The organism is Kordiimonas sp. SCSIO 12610 (assembly GCF_024398015.1).
GTDB lineage: Bacteria > Pseudomonadota > Alphaproteobacteria > Sphingomonadales > Kordiimonadaceae > CANLMI01.
The window spans coordinates 2,244,842-2,265,591 of the sequence record NZ_CP073747.1; the positions used below are offsets into that span (position 1 = coordinate 2,244,842).

At 47.4% G+C, this 20,750-nt stretch carries 18 protein-coding genes; 12 read left to right on the forward strand and 6 right to left on the reverse strand.

What is annotated here, in order from left to right; all coding sequences use genetic code 11:
- The first annotated feature begins 12 nt into the window (after nt 1-12).
- Nucleotides 13-840 (forward strand): MBL fold metallo-hydrolase, encoded by an 828-nt coding sequence (locus KFF44_RS10515; RefSeq protein ID WP_255934053.1) that lies wholly within the window; start codon nt 13-15, stop codon nt 838-840.
- 19 nt (nt 841-859) lie between these two features.
- Here the strand turns inward: KFF44_RS10515 and KFF44_RS10520 are convergent, their stop codons facing one another.
- The 5 genes from KFF44_RS10520 to gatC form a co-directional block, all read right to left on the reverse strand.
- Complete coding sequence (locus KFF44_RS10520) at nt 860-1,459, reverse strand: hypothetical protein (protein ID WP_255934055.1); 600 nt, start codon at nt 1,457-1,459, stop codon at nt 860-862.
- A 305-nt stretch (nt 1,460-1,764) separates the two neighbouring features.
- A complete protein-coding gene (locus KFF44_RS10525) occupies nt 1,765-2,532 on the reverse strand; it encodes a transporter substrate-binding domain-containing protein (RefSeq protein WP_255934056.1) in 768 nt (255 codons plus the stop codon).
- Nucleotides 2,533-2,686: 154 nt separating this feature from the next.
- Nucleotides 2,687-4,174 (reverse strand): Asp-tRNA(Asn)/Glu-tRNA(Gln) amidotransferase subunit GatB, encoded by a 1,488-nt coding sequence (gatB, locus tag KFF44_RS10530; RefSeq protein WP_255934057.1) that lies wholly within the window; start codon nt 4,172-4,174, stop codon nt 2,687-2,689.
- A gap of 5 nt (nt 4,175-4,179) precedes the next feature.
- Entirely contained in the window at nt 4,180-5,655 is a 1,476-nt protein-coding gene (gatA, locus tag KFF44_RS10535; protein ID WP_255934058.1) for an Asp-tRNA(Asn)/Glu-tRNA(Gln) amidotransferase subunit GatA, read from the reverse strand.
- Between the two features lie 9 nt (nt 5,656-5,664).
- Entirely contained in the window at nt 5,665-5,955 is a 291-nt protein-coding gene (gene gatC, locus KFF44_RS10540; RefSeq protein ID WP_255934061.1) for an Asp-tRNA(Asn)/Glu-tRNA(Gln) amidotransferase subunit GatC, read from the reverse strand.
- A gap of 152 nt (nt 5,956-6,107) precedes the next feature.
- On the opposite strand from gatC, the gene KFF44_RS10545 reads away from it, so the two are divergent.
- The 10 genes from KFF44_RS10545 (at nt 6,108) to KFF44_RS10590 (ending at nt 19,524) form a co-directional block, all read left to right on the forward strand.
- A complete protein-coding gene (locus tag KFF44_RS10545) occupies nt 6,108-6,644 on the forward strand; it encodes a GNAT family N-acetyltransferase (RefSeq protein WP_255934064.1) in 537 nt (178 codons plus the stop codon).
- A gap of 32 nt (nt 6,645-6,676) precedes the next feature.
- Nucleotides 6,677-7,831 carry a DUF3089 domain-containing protein gene (locus KFF44_RS10550; protein ID WP_255934066.1) on the forward strand — a complete coding sequence of 385 codons (1,155 nt, stop codon included), beginning with the start codon at nt 6,677-6,679 and terminating at the stop codon, nt 7,829-7,831.
- The gene (gene ruvX / locus KFF44_RS10555) at nt 7,828-8,286 is read left to right on the forward strand and encodes a Holliday junction resolvase RuvX (protein WP_255934067.1); all 459 of its coding nucleotides are present in this window, start codon (nt 7,828-7,830) and stop codon (nt 8,284-8,286) included. Before KFF44_RS10550 ends, ruvX begins: the two co-directional genes overlap by 4 nt.
- A 64-nt stretch (nt 8,287-8,350) precedes the next feature.
- Nucleotides 8,351-9,370, forward strand: a complete 1,020-nt coding sequence (locus tag KFF44_RS10560) for an aspartate carbamoyltransferase catalytic subunit (RefSeq protein ID WP_255934069.1) — start codon at nt 8,351-8,353, stop codon at nt 9,368-9,370.
- Nucleotides 9,367-10,614, forward strand: coding sequence for a dihydroorotase family protein (locus KFF44_RS10565; RefSeq protein WP_255934070.1), 1,248 nt, complete (start codon nt 9,367-9,369; stop codon nt 10,612-10,614). The genes KFF44_RS10560 and KFF44_RS10565 overlap by 4 nt, the downstream gene beginning before the upstream one ends.
- 30 nt (nt 10,615-10,644) lie before the next feature.
- Entirely contained in the window at nt 10,645-11,283 is a 639-nt protein-coding gene (gene plsY / locus KFF44_RS10570; RefSeq protein WP_255934072.1) for a glycerol-3-phosphate 1-O-acyltransferase PlsY, read from the forward strand.
- Nucleotides 11,246-12,436: a DNA-processing protein DprA gene (gene dprA / locus KFF44_RS10575; protein WP_255934074.1), complete on the forward strand. Its 1,191-nt coding sequence runs from the start codon at nt 11,246-11,248 to the stop codon at nt 12,434-12,436. Before plsY ends, dprA begins: the two co-directional genes overlap by 38 nt.
- Nucleotides 12,437-12,559: 123 nt before the next feature.
- Nucleotides 12,560-15,145 carry a type I DNA topoisomerase gene (gene topA / locus KFF44_RS10580; RefSeq protein WP_255934075.1) on the forward strand — a complete coding sequence of 862 codons (2,586 nt, stop codon included), beginning with the start codon at nt 12,560-12,562 and terminating at the stop codon, nt 15,143-15,145.
- 140 nt (nt 15,146-15,285) lie between these two features.
- Nucleotides 15,286-17,625: a ribonuclease R gene (gene rnr / locus KFF44_RS10585; protein ID WP_255934077.1), complete on the forward strand. Its 2,340-nt coding sequence runs from the start codon at nt 15,286-15,288 to the stop codon at nt 17,623-17,625.
- Nucleotides 17,626-17,805: 180 nt separating this feature from the next.
- Nucleotides 17,806-19,524: a peroxidase family protein gene (locus KFF44_RS10590; RefSeq protein ID WP_255934080.1), complete on the forward strand. Its 1,719-nt coding sequence runs from the start codon at nt 17,806-17,808 to the stop codon at nt 19,522-19,524.
- A gap of 76 nt (nt 19,525-19,600) precedes the next feature.
- Here KFF44_RS10590 and KFF44_RS10595 read toward each other — a convergent pair whose 3' ends face one another.
- Entirely contained in the window at nt 19,601-20,365 is a 765-nt protein-coding gene (locus KFF44_RS10595) for an Hpt domain-containing protein (protein WP_255934082.1), read from the reverse strand.
- Between the two features lie 213 nt (nt 20,366-20,578).
- Here KFF44_RS10595 and rpmG point away from each other — a divergent pair, with 213 nt between their 5' ends.
- Complete coding sequence (rpmG, locus tag KFF44_RS10600) at nt 20,579-20,746, forward strand: 50S ribosomal protein L33 (RefSeq protein WP_255934084.1); 168 nt, start codon at nt 20,579-20,581, stop codon at nt 20,744-20,746.
- The last annotated feature ends 4 nt before the right edge of the window (nt 20,747-20,750 follow it).

Below are 20,750 nucleotides of genomic sequence, written 5' to 3' on the forward strand. Positions count from 1 at the left end.
GCTGATAATATTATGAAATTATCTCGAACATTCTTGGCACTGGCTTCAACAGTGATTTCAATATCTGCTAATGCGGATCAAATCTGTCATATTGCAAACGCCGGTTTCTATATGGAAAGCGCAGGAAACGGGGTGCTGGTCGATACGGTTATCGACCAAGGTCTAACGGGTTATGTTCAACCGTCCAAACCCCTTCTTGAGAAAATTGAAAAGGGCCAGACACCATTTGATACTGTCCAACTCGTACTGGTAACACATTACCATGCGGATCATTTTGACCCTACTTCAACGCTGCGACACCTAAGGAACAATGCCAACGCGCAGTATATTATGCCGCCGCAAACTTTTGAAATGGTGAAGAAACTTGGCCTTACTGATCAGGAGGCTGAAAGAATTCACACACCATTACCTGACATGGACGGAAACCCTCAATCTTATGAGTTTCATGGAATTAAGGTCGAAGCATACCGTATCAGTCACGGGGCAAATCGCCCCATTGAAAACCTTGGATACAAGGTTTCCTTTGATAATAGCTTCAGCTTCTTTCATCCCGGTGATATGTCCACAACAACAGAACAACTGAGCTCCGTAGGCTTATCAAAGGCACCAGTCGATTATTTACTACTTCCATTTTGGACGGGATTGAATGAAGACAGTCAATCAATGGTAAAAGCATCCTGGAATGCCAAACATATTATTCCAATGCATTTTCAGGAAGAAAACAGGGAATGGATGCAGCAATATGGCGGCCCCGTCGGCGTTCAAAAGGCAGCTCGCAATGCTTGGGGAAATTCTATTTCCTTAACGGGTGAGATGAACTGTTTACCTATGGAGCAATAGCTAAAGACGGAACATTGATTTAGCGGGTGAACCCTTCAATAAGAGGTTCATTCGCCAGAATATCGTTCACCAAAGAAACTATATGCGCACCCGTTGGCGTGTTTTTACAGACCACAGACTCGTTATTTTCCCGTAAATTGAAAGAAGACGCCTGATATTTCCCCTTCATATCAGGGTGATCACGCATAAAAACTCTCATATCAAGATCAAACGAAACAATAACATCAGCCCTGCCTTCTTCCACTATTTTTATCGCATTTTGAAGCGATTCAACGGGCAGAACAGAGGAGGCAGCACTGATTTCAGGATAGGATCGAACAAATGCTTGAATAGCGCCGACCTCTCCCGCTACCACATGCCCTTTGACATCTCCAAGCGCTTTGATAGGGGGTAAAAAGTCCGGCGTATAAGCCTTTATCTTCAGCTTATTAATATGATTAGAAACGATAAAACTACCTTCAGTCATTCCAGCATCCAGATATGGCTGTTTATCCTGTGTGCCAACGAAAACACAATCATATAAGCCTTTAAAAAAATTACTTTGGGCTCTGCGTATCGGCATTATAGAGATCGTAATTTCGCGCTCTGATTTTGCACGAATCCGACTAAGAAGTTGCATATAAAGCCCATCTTCATAAGCGCTGTCCAACAGGTGCGGTACAAACGTACCTGCAAATTTTATTGAGTCACTCTCTTTCGCATCTTGAGCATAGGCAGATGTAAACAGCGAAGGGATCAACACACTCACAAGAATAGAGGCAATAAAAGCATATACTATAATTATACAATTATTAGTTTTGTTTATGAAATTCATTTAGCCCCTCACTCCTCAGCACTTCAACATTACTAAATTGAGGTAAATAAAATGTGAATCAGCACTTAGGCGCATAACTGAAAAATTGAAAAGGAGACACTCCGAAACCCTTAAAATTCGTCCATTCCAAACAAAATGTTTAACTCATTGTTGGCCCGCAAATCCCGAATTTGTGCATCGATATTATTTATGAGTTGCTGGTTCTTAGGTGTGTTATGACAAACCATCACTTCATGGCTTTCCCGCAAGCTATAACCTGGTAGTGTATGATAAAGCTCACTTTCCTTTGAACGCACGAGATACTGGTAGGCATTCACTGAAAAGGATAAAACAACATCTGCCTTATTGTCTTTCAAGAGTTGAAAAGCCTCTTCTTCTCCTTCAACAGGCAAGGAAACCAGCTTACGTGCCTGATTGCCAAAGATATCAATCATCGCCTGAATCACACCTCTGGTACCCGTGATTATTTTTCCTTCCAGCGCATCAAACATATTTATTGCTGGCCTTTGACGGAGAGTGAAGGCTTTCAGCTTTAGGGGATTAATAACATCGGACGAAAGATAAATGCCTTCTTCAATCCCTTTGCCGAGAAAATTATCCTGATTAACGACGCCTGTGTACAAACAATCAAATCGGTTCTTTTCAAAGTTTAAATAAGCCCGCCGGAACGGCATGATGGACAATGCCATCTCTTCACTGAGAGCACCGTTAAACCGATCAAAAAGTTTTATGTATGGGCCTTCTTTTGCATCATCGAGTAAATCAGGGATGTATGTTCCAGCAACAGAAACTGTTTCATGGTCATCAAGAGCTATTAAGCTAGATGAGAAGACCAAGAAGCAGATAAAAACAAACAGTGTCCTGGCCCTTACCAACATAACCCAACCGTTATGCACAGTATTTAAACCGTAATTTTTCACAATTCTGGTGCCAATCCTCTAGGTTACCCCATCCATAATCTTCCAAACAACAAAACTGGAATTTTATAAAATAAAAAAGAGGCCCTTAAGCCTCTTTTCATAAAATACAGTGTTAGCCATCAAGTTTAGGCTTCAACAGTTTATTTACAACGCCCGGGTTTGCCTTTCCGCCCGTTGCCTTCATCACCTGACCAACGAAGAAACCGATAAGCTTATCCTTACCCCCCCTATACTGCTCTACCTGTCCTGGGTTGGCTGCGATCACTTCATCAATGATTTTCTCAATCTCGCCGGTGTCTGAAACCTGTTTGAGGCCTTTTTCTTCAACAATAGCTTCAGCGTCCTTGCCTGTTTCGAACATCACTTCGAAAACATCCTTGGCTATACGGCCAGAGATTGTACCGTCTTCTACAAGCGCCAACAGGTCTGCACCTTGGCTTGCACTTACAGGGCTTTCCGTGATTGTTTTACCAGCCTTATTCAAGGCACCAAACAAATCACCCATGACCCAGTTCGCGGCTTTAGACGCAATCTTGGCGGCATCTGCCTTGCTCTTAGCGCTTAGTGCATCCAAAAGCGCCTCGAAATAATCAGAGGTTTCTTTCTCAGCAACCAAAACGCCCGCGTTATAATCACTTAGGCCGAGTGCTTCCACGAAACGCGTGCGTTTCTCGTCTGGCAGTTCTGGCAAGCTATCCCGCGCGGCGTCAATGAACGCATCATCAAACTCAAGTGGTAGAAGATCAGGATCAGGGAAATAGCGATAATCGTGCGCTTCTTCCTTTGAACGCATCGAGCGGGTTTCCAGTTTCACAGGATCGAACAAACGTGTTTCCTGATCCACGGCACCACCATCCTCGATAATATCAACCTGACGGCGCGCCTCTACTTCAATCGCCTGGCGAACGAAGCGGATCGAGTTCACGTTTTTGATCTCGCAGCGCGTACCAAGTGGTTCACCCGCGCGGCGCACTGATACGTTCACATCTGCCCGCATACTGCCCTGCTCCATGTTACCGTCACAGGTGCCAATGTAGCGAAGGATTGTACGCAGTTTCGTCAGGTACGCACCAGCTTCCTCAGGGCTTGTCATATCCGGCTTTGATACGATTTCCATCAAAGCAACGCCCGAACGGTTCAAATCCACATAGGTGAACTGCGGGTGCTGATCATGCATGGACTTTCCTGCATCCTGCTCCAGGTGAATACGCTCAACACCAACATCTTTGGTTTTACCGTCACCGAGATCTAGTGTCACAGTACCCTCACCCACGATCGGATGTTTAAACTGCGAAATCTGATAGCCTTGCGGCAAGTCAGCGTAGAAATAGTTTTTCCGGTCAAAGACAGAGTATTTATTAATCTCTGCACCAATCGCGAGGCCCGTGCGAACCGCTTGGCGGATACATTCCTCGTTAATTGTAGGAAGCATACCTGGCATTGCCGCGTCCACAAGCGATACCTGTGCGTTTGGTTCCGCACCAAATTCGGTTGAAGCACCAGAAAATAACTTGGCGTTTGAGATAACCTGCGCATGCACTTCAAGGCCGATTACAACCTCAAAATCATCCTTGGCACCCTGAATAATATATTTGCTCATGGGTCTTACCTCCACCAAATCTTAGGCTGGTGCGTGAAGCCTGCGGCTTCTTCGATCACACCTGATACTTTCAACACTGTTGCTTCGTCCCATGCTTTACCAAGCACCTGAAGACCAAGCGGAAGACCATTTTTATCAAGCCCTGCCGGAACGCTTGAACCCGGAATACCAGCAAGTGACGCTGGAACCGTGAACACGTCGTTCAAATACATAGCAAGCGGATCATCAGATTTTTCACCAAAGGCAAACGCAGCAGACGGCGCAGTTGGTGTCAGGATCACATCAACCTGTTTGTAGGCTTCTGCAAAATCATTCGCGATCAACTTACGAACCTTTTGCGCCTTAATATAGTATGCATCATAATAGCCCGCTGACAGTACATATGTACCAATCATAATCCGGCGTTTCACTTCGTCACCAAAGCCTTCACCGCGCGTGGTGTAATACATATCGTCAAGACCGCCGCCCTCTGGCACTTCACGCAGACCATAGCGAACACCGTCATAACGCGCTAAGTTTGATGAAGCCTCTGCGGGTGCCACAATATAGTAGGTCGGGAGCGCATATTTTGTATGCGGCAGGCTGATGTCAACGATCTCAGCGCCAGCGGATTTCATCCACTCGATACCCTGTTGCCACAAGGCCTCCAGTTCAGGAGACATCCCGTCAAGATAATATTCTTTTGGAATACCAACCTTAAGGCCGCGGATATCACCTGTTAGCGCCGCTTCAAAGTTTGGAACTTCGATATCAACGGATGTGCTGTCCTTTGCGTCAAAACCAGAGATACTCTCTAACATGATCGCGCCGTCACGTACTGTACGTGTAATCGTGCCCGCCTGATCCAAGGAACTTGCGAACGCAACCATCCCGTATCGGCTACAGCGGCCATACGTTGGCTTGATACCAAATGTTCCAGTGAAGGAAGCAGGCTGGCGGATCGAACCACCTGTATCCGAGGCTGTTGCACCCATTGCAGCAAAACCGGCAACAGACGCCACAGAGCCACCAGATGATCCACCCGGCACCGTTTCTGTTTCGCCGCGACGCCACGGGTTTTTCACAGGGCCGTAATAGCTTGTTTCATTCGACGAGCCCATCGCAAACTCATCCATATTAAGCTTACCAAGCATCACCGCACCGTCATCCCAAAGCTTTTGGGTGACAGTAGATTCGTACTCTGGCTTGAAACCATCAAGGATATGCGAACACGCAGCTGTGTGAACACCTTTGGTTGCGAACAGGTCTTTAATCCCGACAGGAATACCCGTCATGCCCTTCGCATTGCCCGCTTTGATCTGCGCGTCAGCAGTATCAGCCATTTCGAGCGCTTGCTCGGGTGTTTTCGCGATATAGGCATTCAGGGGATCAGCAGCATCCACCGCCTCGATATGCGCTTCAGTAAGTTCGCGAGAAGAAAGTTCGCCTTTCGCCATCAAATCACGGGCTTCAGCGATTGTTAATTTAATCAAATCACTCATGGAAGCCCCCTATTCGATCACTTTAGGTACTGTGAAGAAGCTATATTCAGCCTTTGGTGCGTTTTTAAGCACGCTTTCAGCTTTATCGCCGTCATTCACAATATCTTCGCGCCAGCGAAGCTTAGCATTCACAACACTTGCCATCGGCTCGACATTATCCGTATCGACCTCGCCAAGTTGCTCCACCCAGCCGAGAATATTATTCAATTCACCAGCAAGCGGTTCTAACTTATCATCTTCAATTTTAATTCGGGCCAATCGAGCGATTTTGGCCACAGTCGCCTTATCAATATCCGACATGGAAAATCCTATGAAACGTTCGGAAGTACAGTTGAAATCAAGCGCGCAACTTAGGGCGAAAGATCATTATGAGCAAGGAAAAACAAACAATCATTTGATGATATACGCAAATTTAAAATGAAATCTCATTCGCTTTGTGGCAAATGATACTGATGAGTAGAGAATCAATCCACATACGCGAGGCAACTCCGAAAGATGCCAAGGCCTTAAACGCCTATATTCGCTTGATTTTCGAAACATCCGAACACCTCATCACGAGCCCTGAAGAATTTCGGCAACCCCCCTGGAAACAAAGGATGTGGATAGCCCGCAAGAATACGAATACAAACGAAACCTGTATCATTGCGCTCAAGGACGATAAAATTGTTGGCATGCTCGATAACTGGACCGACAGACGCAAGCGTGTGAAACATGTCACAACTTTTGCGACTTCTGTTCATCCTGACTATCGTGGTCAAGGGATTGCCAGAAAATTACTAAACGAATTTATTGATCTGGTGCGCCTTCATCCCACGCTCGAGAAAATAGAACTCCATGTTCATGCTGACAATATTAGTGCAATTGGATTATACGAAAAAATGGGTTTCCTCCGTGAAGGTATCCGAAGCCGAGCAATTAAATATCAGGATGGCCGTGTGGTCGATGATATATTAATGGCAATATGGCCAAACGAACACAAACAAGACTAAGATAGGCAAGACTAAGATAGGTTAGAGCAAATATGGCAAGCAAAGCACGTCGTTTCCACCCCGCTGGTATCTTTTTAATCATTATTGCAGCCCTGATTGTGATTGTTATTGCTGGCTTTTTATGGGTTCAGGCAAACCCAATAACTGTTTTAAGGCTTTCATTCACGCCGACAACTTCGATTGAAGATGAAACATTCGCTGAGGCCCCAGATTATAGTTTACCAGAAACATGGGCTGCTTTCCCCGGTCAAGCAAGCACGGTCAGCGACTTGCCGGAAGGCATTGAAGCCGTAGACCAAATAGAAGGCACAGACGTATTTTTTATCTACCCAACCACATATTTAAACCGCGCCAGCTGGAACGCACCACTCAACGACGTGGACGCCAACAGAGTGATGGAACTAACAACATTAAAGAACCAGGCGAGTGTATATTTCTCAGCCGGCAAAACTTATATTCCAAGATACAGGCAAGCAACATTCGGCGCCTTCTTTGATAAAACCGGCCAAGGCGAAATTGCAATTGAACGCGCGAAAAGCGATGTTTACGCAGCGTTTGATTACTATATCAAAAACCTTAACAATGGCCGTCCGTTCATCCTTGCCGGACACAGCCAAGGCGCACTTCATGCGCTTCATCTCCTGAAGGACAGGATCAACGATAGCGACCTGCGCCAACGCATGATTGCTGCTTATATTATCGGCTGGCCAATCAGTATTCAGGAAGACCTTGATACGCTTGGAAACCTGAAGGGTTGCCAACAACCAGCCGATACAGGATGCGTTATTTCCTATCAAAGCTTTGACGCCAACGGCGACAGCGAAGCATTTGCAAAAATCTATGAAACCTCGATTGGATTTTCCGGGAACGCACGCAAACGTACACCAATGCTATGCACCAATCCACTGAACTGGAAAGCTGGCGGCGCAAGCGATAAATCAAACAATTTAGGTGGCGTTGCCCTCGCCCGTTTCGAGGCTCCGCTCGGCCCAATTACCGAAAACCTCACCGGGGCGAAATGTGATGACCTTGGCCGGCTTCTTATCACAGAGGCACCTCAAGGGGACTGGAGTGAATATGTTATGGCTGGCGGTAACTATCATGTTTATGACTACAATCTTTTTTACATGAATTTGCGTGCTAATGCACTCACTCGCGCAAAAGCATGGCTGGATCAAAATTCATGAGCCATCTTCTCTCGATTCAGGAAATAAAATCAGCCATTCCCAACAGAAAACGCCTTTTAGGGCTGGATGTGGGCAGCAAAACCATTGGCCTTGCCCTATCGGATACAATGCTGATGATCGCGACCCCAATGGAAATCATTCGCCGCAAGCGGTTTAAGGATGATGCTGCACGGCTAGAAGAAATCGTGAAAGCCGAGGATGTTGGTGGGTTTATCATCGGCTGGCCCGTAAACATGGATGGGTCTGAAGGCCCCAGATGTCAATCAACGCGGGCTTTTTCCGATAATCTTTATGCGAAAATACCACTACCTCAGGCCTTCTGGGACGAGCGCCTTTCTACTGCCGCTGTTGAACGTACGCTTATAGAGGCTGATAGTAGCCGCGCACGAAGAAAAGAGGTCGTAGACAAACTGGCTGCAAGCTATATCCTTCAGGGCGCTTTACATGCGCTCTAATTTATTGGATATAAGGACTAAATTCCGGTTGAGTGAGTTGAATTAAACTTAAAAAGCGGCTTTCATGAATACAGACAAAACACCATCAAATCTTTATGCGCGCGCGGAAGTTTCGCCGCCATCAGGAAGCTTATTTCCACACGACCATATTCTTGGTATTTGGGAAATGGACCCAACGACCATCAAGTTTATATTGGATACAGCAGACGACTACGCAGAAGCGAACAGAGAGCCCAAACACGCAAAAGATAAAAATACGATTGGTAAATGCGCAGGCTTAACGCAAATCAATCTATTTTTTGAAAATTCAACGCGCACCCTGATGAGCTTCGAAATTGCCGGTAAACGCCTCGGGATGGATACAATTTCCATGTCCACAGGTACATCATCCATAAAAAAAGGGGAAACCCTTCTTGATACTGCTGCAACATTGAACGCAATGCGCCCGGATGTCCTGGTTATGCGCCACGGCGACAGCGGCGCCGTGAAGCTATTATCCGAGAAAATGGACTGTGCCGTCATTAATGCAGGTGACGGCAGAAACGAACATCCGACACAGGCGTTCCTTGACGCCCTGACGATCAGGCGGCGAAAAGGCAAAATTCATGGCCAAACAATCGTCATTTCCGGCGACATTGCCCACAGCCGTGTTGCCCGCTCAAATATATATCTATTAAATGCCATGGGGGCCCGTGTGCGGCTGGTCGCCCCGCCAACATTATTACCCAAAGATGTAAAAGAGTTGGGTGTAGAAGTCTTTACTGACATGAATGAAGGATTGAAGGGCGCGGATGTTGTGATGATGCTTCGCCTTCAGCAAGAGCGTATGAAAGGCGCCTTCCTACCGTCGCTGCGTGAATATTATCAATTCTGGGGCTTAACCCGCGAAAAATTGGAAATTGCCAACGATGATGTCCTTGTTATGCACCCTGGCCCTATGAACCGAGGTGTTGAAATCGCATCTGATGTTGCTGATGATCTTGATCGTTCCGCGATTGAAGAACAGGTTGAGATGGGCGTAGCGGTTAGAATGGCGTGCCTGGATATTCTGACACGCACAATCCGCGGGGAGGCATTATCATGATTTTCACCGCTTACACAAATGCTCGCATCATTAATCCAGTAACAAACATGGACGAGATCGGCAGCGTTTTCGTCAATGATGGTCGGATTGTAGATCTGGGTGCTGGTAAAAACATGATGGCCGATGCCAGAGTTATCGATTGTACTGGCAAAATTCTTTGTCCTGGCTTCATCGATATGCGCGCACATGCCGTGGACGCAGAAGCGGCTGCGGCGGGCGGTATCACATCGATTGCCCTCCAGCCAGATCAGAAAACAGTTCTTGATAATGACGCGGCGATTGAGCGTATTGTAAAGCGTTCCCATGATCATGGCGGTGTACGGGTTTATCCAGTGGGCGCTGCAACCAAAGAACTAAAAGGCAGCGAAATCGCCGAAATCGGTCAAATGCAGGCCTCGGGTGCGATTGCCTTTACCGATTGCAGGCAATCAATCAATGACGCGCAAGTGATGCGCCGATTGATGGAATATGCCAAATATTTTGATGCCCCAATCGTTCAGTTTGCCGAGGAACAATCGCTGGCCAAGGATGGTTTCGCCCACGAGGGGGAAATTGCAACCCGGTTGGGCTTAAACGGCATTCCATCAGCGGCCGAAGCTATTCAAATAGAACGTGATATACGTCTCGCTGATTTAACAGGTGCGAAGCTTCATATTGCCCTTGTCTCCACGAAGGAAGGCGTGCAAATCATCAGAAACGCCAAAAAACGTAAAAGCCTTAACCTGACATGCTCTGTATCACCGCATCATTTGTATTTGAATGATAATGCGCTTGAAGGATATAGAACTTTTGCAAAAGTTAGCCCACCGCTGCGCAGCGAAGCTGACAGGCTGGCTCTTATAAAGGGCCTTGCGGACGGTGTTATCGATACTGTTGTTAGTGATCATGATCCAAGAAGCGAGGATGTAAAGCGCCTCCCCCTCGCGCAGGCGGCATCGGGCGTTGCTGGCTTTGAAACAATGCTTCCCATTTTGATGACACTGGTCCATAGCGATAAAATCAGCATGATGACCGCTATTCGTGCCTTAACAGAAAACCCCGCTAAGATATTGGGCGTTAAAGGCGGTTCGATCGAAAAAGGTAGTATCGCTGATATCACCATCTTCGACCCTGAAAAGCCATGGCGCATTGACAATAGCAAACTGAAATCAAGCGCAAGAAATACGCCCTTTGACACCTTACCCACACAGGGTAAAGTATGGAAAACCATCGTTGCCGGAAAAGAAATATACTCCGCCGACTAAATCTAAGTCGAACATTGCTTAAGGAAACAAATGCCTGCCTCTGTTGAAACCATTGCCATTGTTATTCTGGCTTATCTTCTCGGCTCTATTCCTTTCGGACTGGTCCTTACAAAAATGGCTGGCCTTGGTGATGTTCGCGATATCGGATCCGGCAATATCGGGGCAACAAATGTCCTGCGCACGGGCCGTAAAGACTTAGCGCTCGCGACGCTTCTCTTGGACGCAGGCAAAGGCGCGATTGCTGTTCTGGTGTGTACAAATTTCGCATCAATGGAACTAGCACCTTTGGCCGGTAGTGCAGCCTTTATTGGCCATTGTTTCCCTATTTACCTGAAGTTTAAAGGTGGCAAAGGAGTTGCAACATTCTTTGGAACGCTACTTGCGATCAACCCTATTGTTGCAGTTTTGAGCATGCTGTCATGGTTACTCAGTGCGCTCTTGTTTCGCATATCTTCGCTTTCAGCCTTAATTGCATCAATCGCAGCACCTGTTTTTGCCTATGTTCTCATCCCGAACATTACCTGGCTTTATACAGTTTTCATGACGGCTGTAATTTTCATTCGACACAAGGACAATATTGGCCGCATCATGGGCGGCACAGAACCTAAAATTGGTAAAAAATCATCAGCAGATGATGAGAACACAGCCAACACGGACAGCAGTGAATAATTTGGAGACATCAATTGATATGTTTCCAGAACTGTCGCGGACAGAAAAAATTCACCGTATGCGGATTTCCAATATTTCGGGGATTGGGCCCGTTACTTTCCAAAAACTAATTGATGATTATGGAAGCGCAGAAAAGGCGCTTGAAAACCACGACTTTAAAAACAAAAAAGTCATTAACATCAAAGACATAGAGACAAACCTTAAACAAACCCAAACGTTTGGCGCACATACACTTATTTGGGGCGACAAGCAATATCCTCGCTACCTCTATGAACTTTCTGATGCTCCTCCTGTTTTATACGCAAAAGGGAATATAAACCTTTTGCAAGCACCAACCATTGGTATTGTTGGCGCGCGCAATGCCAGCGCATCAGGGCATAAAATCACATCGAACATTGCGGCCGAGCTTGGAAAAGCGGGCTATATCGTTGCGTCAGGTCTTGCGCGCGGGATTGATACATCTGCCCATAAGGCCAGCATTAAAACAGGTACCATTGCATGTGTTGCAGGCGGCATAGATATGCCCTACCCGCCTGAAAATACAGACTTGTTTGATCAAATCATCAGGCACGGCGTTATTATTAGTGAAATGCCACTTGGCACTCAGCCGCAAGCCCGTCACTTCCCAAGAAGAAACCGCCTTATTGCAGGTCTTAGCATAGGGGTCGTGGTTATCGAAGCCGCGCAAAAATCGGGGTCACTGATAACTGCAAAATTGGCCGCCGATTATGGCCGGGATGTTTTCGCAGTCCCGGGTTCGCCGCTTGACCCACGTGCCCATGGTACTAACCAACTGATCAAAGACGGTGCAATATTAACACGCAGCGCCGAGGATATACTGGATACTCAGTCCGCATTACCAAATACTATGCTGAAAAACATGGATCGGCGCCCCCTCATAGACATTACAGATGATGAAACCTCGCGCATCGAGGAAGAAGAGGCGCCTTCAACCTCTGCACCTCCATCTCATTCGGTGCAAAGTTCTGAAAATATAGTACTTGAACTTTTAAGTCTTGAGCCTGTTCACATCGATGAAATTATCCGTAGGTCCAACCTTTCAGTCCACATAGCTACTGCAATTATTACAACGCTCGAAATTGAAGGGAAGATCATAAAACACAGCGGAGGTCGCATAAGTTTATCGCCCTAAAGTCAAGTTTCGATTGCAATTCGCGCAATATCGAACTAGGTCAGACATAAATCAAAGTGTAATCAGTGTATAAAAATCACAGTCGTAAACGCGGTTTACGCTTCTAGAGGATAAGTGGGACGAATGAACGTCGTTATAGTGGAATCGCCCTCCAAGGCGAAAACAATCAATAAATACCTGGGCAAAGACTACACAGTTCTGGCGAGCTTTGGCCACGTCCGTGACCTACCTGCAAAGGACGGATCAGTTAAACCGGACGAAGATTTTGCAATGGACTGGGTCGTAGACCGCGATTCAAATAAACGCTTAACCGAAATCGCAAAAGCGGTGAAAGACTCTGATAGTCTTTATCTCGCGACTGACCCCGACCGCGAAGGGGAAGCAATTTCGTGGCACGTTCTCGAGGTTCTAGCGAAAAAACGCGCCTTAAAGGACGTCAATGTAAAACGCGTTGTTTTTAACGAGATTACAAAGTCAGCCATTCTGAAGGCGATGGCAGCACCGCGTGAGCTTGATCAGGAAATGGTCAATGCATACCTCGCGCGTCGTGCGCTGGATTATCTGGTGGGTTTCACGTTATCGCCTGTTTTATGGCGTAAACTGCCTGGTGCTCGTTCGGCTGGCCGCGTGCAATCTGTTGCTCTACGCCTTGTATGTGAACGCGAATCTGAAATTGAAATTTTCAAACCGCGTGAATACTGGAGTGTAACCGCTGCAACAAATGCTGGCGGCGGAAAGTCCTTTGACAGCCGCTTGTTTGCGTTGAACGGTAAAAAACTCGGTAAATATGACCTTGAAAATGAGGGTGCTGCAACATCAGCTGCCGAAACGGTTAAAAATACGCCGCTGATCGTTCAAGCGGTTGAGCGTAAACCGGCCCGCAGGCACCCGCAACCGCCGTTTACAACCTCTACACTTCAGCAGGAAGCTGCAAGAAAACTTGGTTTCCCGGCAAACCGGACCATGCGTGTCGCCCAAAGCCTGTATGAGGGTAAAACACTTGGCGGTGAAGTAACAGGTTTGATCACCTACATGCGTACAGACGGTGTTACCATTGCGCAGGAAGCCATGAATGCCACGCGCAATACCATCGGGTCACGTTACGGCGATAAATTCCTGCCAGAGAAGCCACGCTTTTATAAAACCAAGGCCAAGAACGCACAGGAAGCTCACGAGGCTATACGTCCAACCGATCCATCGCGCCATCCGTCCGAAGTTGCCCATGCCCTCGACGCAGATGAACTCAAGCTTTATGAACTTATTTGGCGCCGTACAATCGCGAGCCAAATGGAAAGCGCACAGATGGAGCGCACAACAGTTACCATCTTTAACGCAGACAAAAGTGCTGAACTGCGCGCAAACGGTACCGTTGTTACCTTTGAAGGCTTCCTATCTGTTTATCAAGAAGGGCGCGACGACGAAGGCGATGATGACGAGCGCCGCCTACCACCGCTTAAGGAAGGCGACGAGCTAGCGCTTGCGAAAGTGGAGCCAAAGCAGCATTTCACAGAGCCGCCACCGCGTTTCACGGAGGCTAGCCTCGTTAAAAAGCTTGAGGAACTTGGGATTGGTCGTCCGTCAACCTACGCATCGATCTTAACGGTTCTTCGTGAGCGCAATTATGTTCATATGGAACGTAATCGTTTTATCCCTGAAGATAAGGGACGTTTGGTTACAGCATTCCTTGAAAAATTCTTTGATCGCTATGTTCAATATGATTTCACTGCAAATCTGGAAGAACAGCTGGATGATATCTCAGCAGGTGATCTAGAGTGGAAAAAAGTTATTGGTGATTTCTGGGCCGACTTTAAACCAAAAACAGAAGAAATCATCGGGGTAAGAAACGCTGTTGTTATCGATGCGCTTGATGAGTTTCTGGCGCCTATGCTATTCAGCGATGACCCTGAGGAAGAAGCAAAACTGCGTAAATGCCCATCATGTGATGATGGTCGCCTTGGCCTCAAGACAAGCCGGTACGGCGCATTTGTTGGATGTTCTAACTATCCGGAATGTAATTACACGCGCCAATTTGGTGGCGGTGATGACGCAGACAAAGAAGCAAATGAGCCAACAGTCTTCGGCGATGACCCTGAAACAGGTGAACCTGTTGCACTTAAAAATGGTCGCTTTGGCCTTTACCTCCAGATCGGTGAAGCGAAAAAAGGCGAAAAACCAAAACGCGCGACAATACCGAAGGATATGGACCCTGCTGGCCTCGACCTTGAAAAAGCCTTGGCCCTACTCGCGCTCCCACGTGAAATTGGTGCCCACCCTGAAACAGGTAAAATGATCACGGCTGCGATTGGGCGCTATGGCCCCTATGTAGCGCATGACGGCGTTTATGCAAAGCTTCCGTCGTCCGATGACGTGTTCACAGTTGGCCTAAATCATGCCGTATCACTGGTTGCTGATGCGGCTGCCAAGAAAGGCGGCGGAAGTAAAACTGTATTGAAGGAACTTGGTGAACACCCGGATGACGGCGAAGCGATCAAAGTTCTCGATGGTCGCTATGGTCCGTATGTAAACCATAAGCGCACGAATGCAACGATACCAAAAGATATCGAGCCAGAAAGTGTGACCTTGGAGCAAGCGCTCGAGTGGTTGGCAGCAAAGGCGGCGAAGAAAAAACCCGCTAGAAAAACAGCCGCCAAGAAGAAAGCTGCGCCGAAGAAAACGGCGGCAAAGAAAACAACCAAGAAGGCGTCATAAATCAGATATCCACAAAAGCTCCCTTTTCGGGAGCTTTTTTATCACAACCTGTGCTATAGACAGCTTAAATATGTAATGAGAGGAAACGTCGCTTGGCGTCAAGACGACAAAACAGAAAAATAAAAGCAGCCCAACATCAAATGGCCGACGATCAAAAAAGCAATAAAAACAAAGGTCCGGTTGGCCCTGATTATTTCCCAACCGCCGAAGATATTATTAAATTTATCAAAGACACGCCCGGTAAAATTACCAAGCGCGAGATCGCGCGTGCGTTTGGCATAAAAGGGCCAGACAAAGTTCAATTAAAAAAACTTTTGCGCGAAATGAGCGAAGATGGGTTGCTTGCGAAAGATAACGCTCGCGCCTTCCGCCCTGCTGACCAACTACAGGCTGTTCAAATTGTCGAGTTCGCGAGCTTGAATGATCAAGGCGAAGCGCTTGTCCGCCCCGTTAATTGGGAAAGCGATGAAAAACCGCCAAAAATATTCGTGGCCGAAGACAAACGCGGTAAAAAAAGCACAAATACCCCTGCCCTTGGTAAGGGGGACCGCGCACTTGCAAAACTGACACTCGTTCGAGAAAAGCCAGCACTTTACCGCGCCAGTATTCTGAAGCTTCTCAAAAATGTCCCCAACACCACGATGGGCGTTTTCCACGGCGGCGAAAACGGCGGAAAGGTAACCCCTGTTAACAAAAAAGACCGCGACGAATATTGGATTGACCGCGAGGACGTGCGCGGCGCCAATGACGGCGAACTTGTATTAATCGAACCAGTCAGATCGAGCCGCAATCGTTTGGGGCCAAAGCGCGCGCGCATAAAAGAAAAGATTGGTGACGTTTCATCCGCGCGGTCAATCAGCCTAATCGCAATCCATGCGCATGATATTCCCAACGAATTTCCGAACCATGTGTTAAAGGCAGCCGAACGCGCCGATGAGCCCACCCTTGATGATCGTGTCGACTTGCGCGGTATACCATTGATCACAATTGATCCAGTGGACGCGCGTGACCATGATGACGCCATCTGGGCCGAAGCTGACACATCAGAAGATAACAAGGATGGTTGGCATGTGATCGTCGCGATTGCAGATGTCGCTCATTATGTAACGCCTGACAGTCCCCTCGACCGCGAAGCCCGCAAACGCGGCAACAGTTGTTATTTTCCTGACAGAGTGGTTCCCATGCTGCCCGAAGCGTTATCAGCGGGGCTTTGCAGCCTTCAACCCCATCAGGACAGGGCGTCAATGGCCGTGCATATGTGGTTCGATGCAAAGGGCAAGAAACTGCGCCATAAGTTTGAACGAATTTTAATGCGTTCCCACGCGAACATCAATTATAGGCAAGCGCAGGATGCTATTGATGGCACTACGGACGAACTTACAGAACCACTGTTGGAACCCGTCTTAAAACCTTTATGGGGCGCTTACGCTGCACTTACCAAAGCGCGGGAAAAACGCGCGCCGCTTGATCTTGATATGCCCGAGCGTAAAATCATTATTGGCGAAGATGGTCATATCCAGTCTATTGCCCTTCGGGAACGCTTTGACGCCCACAAACTTGTCGAAGAATTTATGGTCATGGCAAATGTTTGTGCCGCTGAAGAGCTGGAAAAACACCAAACGCCCTGTATGTACCGCGTGCATGAAGAACCGCCGCTTGATAAACTGGAAAGCCTTCGTGATTTTCTGAAAAGTATGGATATCAACCTTGCTAAGGGTGCAGTTATGAAACCTCAGCTGTTCAATGGTATCCTAAGACAAGTCAAAGGCGAAGCCACGGAAACGCTTGTTAATCAAGTTGTACTACGAAGCCAAACCCAAGCCTATTATTCGCCCGATAATATGGGACATTTCGGCTTGTCGCTTCCGCGTTATGCGCATTTCACCTCACCGATCAGGCGGTACTCGGACCTTATGGTCCACCGCGGACTAATCCGCGCCCTTGGTTTCGGGGATGACGGCTTGTCTAATGAGGACATGAAGGAAATGGATGTGACAGCGCAGCATATCTCATCGACAGAACGTCGGGCCATGCTTGCAGATCGCGATTCGGTTGATCGATATATGGCACTCTATCTCTCGGAGCATGTGGGCGACGAATTTACGGGCCGCATATCTGGTGTATCACGTTTTGGTATGTTCGTAACGCTGGAACCTTCGGGCGGCGATGGCTTGATACCGATCTCCAGCATCGGAAACGATTATTATGTTCTGGATGAAGAACGCCGTGCTTTGATTGGTGAACGATCCAATATCGAATACCGGCTCGGGGATATGGTCGAGGTTCGCCTGAAAGAAGCTAACAAATTTACAGGTGGCCTTAGGTTGGAATTGATCACCGACGAAGACATACCAGCCTTCTCGCGTAAAAAGCGCGGTGACAGCAAACCCTTTGGTAAAAAAACGAGGGCTGGGAGTAAGTCTGTGAGTAAGACTGTGGGCAAAGCAAAACCCGCAGCGCGCTCAAGACGGCGACGTTAGTCGTTCAAACGTTGTGTTTTTGCATCAAGTAGCGAGATAATTATCACTCGCAAAAATAATTCGAAGGATGATCCGAAGGGCATGCGTATCACGCTCTAGTAACGAGTATGTGAATATCGCCAGGACCGATCATCCTCCCCATCGTTTGTATCCGTCCGGCCTGACTTTAGGATACGTAAAATGAATATAATAACGAAAACAGCAATCGTGCTCTCGCTATCGGTGAGCGCTGTTGCGATAACCACTTATGCGCTCCCCCTTCAAAATCAGGACACCCCACAGGTATCCCCTGCCCGTAAAATCAACCGTGATGCGCTACCAAACGCCAGAGGCCCCAAAGGCCCTATTCACGGTGTAGAGGACGGTATTCGTTCCATTGATGGCTCGGGAAACAACACCCAGAATACTGAGTTTGGCTCTACTTTCGTGCACCTACTCAGGCTGGCTCCAGTCGCCTATAGTGATGGTATTTCCACGCTCGCTGGTGAAAACCGGAAATCAGCCCGTGAAATCAGTAACATTGTTGTGGCACAAAGCGGTAGCATTCCAAACACGAACCGCTTGAGCGATTATCTTTGGCAATGGGGCCAGTTTCTTGACCACGATATTGACCTTACTGAAGGGATTGACCCGCCAGAGCCCGCGAACATAGCCGTACCATCAGGCGACCCGTTCTTCGACCTTGAGGGTACTGGCACAGTTGAAATCGCGTTCAATCGATCGCTTTATGACCTCTCGACAGGCACTGACTTCAACACCCCACGCGAACAAGAAAACGAAATCACTGCGTGGATCGACGCATCGAACGTCTATGGCTCCGACCAAACAAGGGCCAATGCTTTGAGAACCCTTGATGATACAGGGCGACTGAAAACAAGCGAAGGGAATTTACTCCCGTTTAATACCGATGGTTTCGCAAACGCTGGCGGCGATAGCCCTGACCTGTTCCTAGCGGGTGATCCGCGAGCGAACGAACAAATAGGTTTGACAGTGATGCACACCCTTTTTGTACGCGAGCATAACCGCCTTGCAGACGAAATAAGAGAGAATGACCCTACCCTTACCGGTGATGCGATATACGAAAAAGCGCGTGCTATCGTTGGGGCGCAAATGCAAGTCATTACCTATGAAGAATTTCTCCCTGTCTTGATTGGTCGTGGATCCATACCCCGCTATCGTGGCTACTTTCCATCGATTAAACCTGACATTGCTAATGAGTTTTCAACGGCTGCATACAGGTTTGGCCATAGTGCATTAAGCGAGACAATCCTGCGTCTTGACGCTGATGGAAATGAAATTGCTAACGGCCATATCGCGCTCAAGGATGCCTTCTTCGCAGGGGGCCGTTTATCAAGCGAAGGGGGAATTGACCCTATTCTTAGAGGCCTTGCTGCCCAAACTTCCCAGAAAGTCGATCCGTTCGTTATTGATGCGCTTAGAAACTTTTTGTTTGGTCCACCCGGGGCTGGTGGTTTTGACCTTGCTTCCCTCAATATTCAACGAGGCCGTGATCATGGACTGGCAAGTTACAATGATGTTCGCCGAGCGCTTGGCCTAAGGCCCATCAGACGCTTTAGAGATATTTCGCGAAATCCTGAAATTCGTGAGCGCCTACAGAATGCATATGACAGCGTCGATGACATTGACCTATGGATAGGTGGCCTTTCAGAAGATCCCGTTCGTGGTGGCCAACTGGGGGAATTATTCAATAAAATCATCGCCGACCAGTTTATTAGACTAAGGGACGGGGATCGGTTCTGGTATGAACGCGTTTTCAGTGGCCCTGAACTCGCAGAACTCAAACGAACAAGGCTATCTGATATTATAAAGCGTAATACTGAAATTGGGAGTGAACTCCAGCGAGAAGTGTTCATTGTAAATCCACCGCGTCGGCCGTAACAAAAAAAGCCGCCTGATCGTTCCAGCAGATCATTCAGGCGGCTTTTCATCTCTTCGTAATCAGTGCAGAGCTTGGTTACAATATCCCAAGCTCGATAAACACGCTGGCGACGTCATCAGCGAAGTTAGACCCCTTCCTGAGAAGAGGAACCGAATCTGGTAATCGTTTCATATCATCGCTATTTGGGTCAACCGATGCGATCAGGGCAACAGGAATATCCGATGTGGTTGGCATTGCCTTCAAGGCGCATGCAAGGTCAATTCCTGTCAGTTCAGGCATCACACGCGAACATATAACCGCGTCAGGGCGCATCGACGGGATAAGCTGAATCGCGTCAAGCGTTGAGGCAACGTTAATCATCCTGTACCCGCATTCAAGAAGCTCTCTAGTTACAATTTTGGTTGCCGTACCCGGCTCCATCACGAGCATAACCTCAATGTCCGAGACTGTAATATCGCCAACCTCAAATCCACCCTTTGCAGGCAAGGCCCGCATCAACTGCGAAATATCAATATCTTTATTCTGGACAAACGCATCCAGACAATCGGCCATACGATCCGAGAAAAACTGGCAACTGTCGATATGTTTCAACTCTAATTCACTAAGGTTAAAGATATAATCCTCAAACCGGTGACATAACACCTTAAGAGCCTTCATCTCGAAGCTTGCAGCAACAGACTTTAAAGAATGGGCTTCCAGGCGAACAGCGGCCAACGCATCACTGCCATTCACTTTCTGCTCATTAACAGCTTTAAGGGTTTCATTTAGGTTTTTAAGACGATCTTCTACGGTGTCGATTGCTTCGTTGCGCAATTCTTCCATTAAGTCCATTTCAAGCATGCTGACATCCAAATACTGAGGTAATAGTTACATACTCATGTAATACTCGGATTTAGTTACCTGAATGTTATCAAAATCATAATAAGTTGCGATTTCTGTTTTTTTTCTCAAAAGCTATGATTCAGGCTTGACTTATACACTTTGATCGCTATTTTTGCGGCCTCAAAGCGGTCGCATGGTGCGGCCATTAAACATGCTCTCGGAGTTAGACAAATGGCAAAGCCGACCGGTATCAAGATCAAGCTTGTGAGCACAGCGGACACTGGTTACTATTATGTAACAAAAAAGAACCCGCGCACAATGACCGAAAAAATGGTTAAACGTAAGTATGACCCGGTTGTTCGCAAGCATGTAGAATTTAAGGAAGCGAAAATCAAATAATTTT

Coding starts and splice junctions, on each gene's coding strand:
- KFF44_RS10590 (WP_255934080.1), top strand. CDS start 17,806: ATGAATATAATAACGAAAACAGCAATCGTGCTCTCGCTATCGGTGAGC.
- gatC (WP_255934061.1), bottom strand. CDS start 5,955: ATGTCGGATATTGATAAGGCGACTGTGGCCAAAATCGCTCGATTGGCC.
- KFF44_RS10520 (WP_255934055.1), bottom strand. CDS start 1,459: ATGCAACTTCTTAGTCGGATTCGTGCAAAATCAGAGCGCGAAATTACG.
- gatB (WP_255934057.1), bottom strand. CDS start 4,174: ATGAGCAAATATATTATTCAGGGTGCCAAGGATGATTTTGAGGTTGTA.
- plsY (WP_255934072.1), top strand. CDS start 10,645: ATGCCTGCCTCTGTTGAAACCATTGCCATTGTTATTCTGGCTTATCTT.
- rpmG (WP_255934084.1), top strand. CDS start 20,579: ATGGCAAAGCCGACCGGTATCAAGATCAAGCTTGTGAGCACAGCGGAC.
- KFF44_RS10595 (WP_255934082.1), bottom strand. CDS start 20,365: ATGCTTGAAATGGACTTAATGGAAGAATTGCGCAACGAAGCAATCGAC.
- KFF44_RS10550 (WP_255934066.1), top strand. CDS start 6,677: ATGGCAAGCAAAGCACGTCGTTTCCACCCCGCTGGTATCTTTTTAATC.
- KFF44_RS10525 (WP_255934056.1), bottom strand. CDS start 2,532: ATGTTGGTAAGGGCCAGGACACTGTTTGTTTTTATCTGCTTCTTGGTC.
- gatA (WP_255934058.1), bottom strand. CDS start 5,655: ATGAGTGATTTGATTAAATTAACAATCGCTGAAGCCCGTGATTTGATG.
- rnr (WP_255934077.1), top strand. CDS start 15,286: ATGGCCGACGATCAAAAAAGCAATAAAAACAAAGGTCCGGTTGGCCCT.
- KFF44_RS10560 (WP_255934069.1), top strand. CDS start 8,351: ATGAATACAGACAAAACACCATCAAATCTTTATGCGCGCGCGGAAGTT.
- KFF44_RS10515 (WP_255934053.1), top strand. CDS start 13: ATGAAATTATCTCGAACATTCTTGGCACTGGCTTCAACAGTGATTTCA.
- dprA (WP_255934074.1), top strand. CDS start 11,246: ATGATGAGAACACAGCCAACACGGACAGCAGTGAATAATTTGGAGACA.
- ruvX (WP_255934067.1), top strand. CDS start 7,828: ATGAGCCATCTTCTCTCGATTCAGGAAATAAAATCAGCCATTCCCAAC.
- KFF44_RS10545 (WP_255934064.1), top strand. CDS start 6,108: ATGAGTAGAGAATCAATCCACATACGCGAGGCAACTCCGAAAGATGCC.
- topA (WP_255934075.1), top strand. CDS start 12,560: ATGAACGTCGTTATAGTGGAATCGCCCTCCAAGGCGAAAACAATCAAT.
- KFF44_RS10565 (WP_255934070.1), top strand. CDS start 9,367: ATGATTTTCACCGCTTACACAAATGCTCGCATCATTAATCCAGTAACA.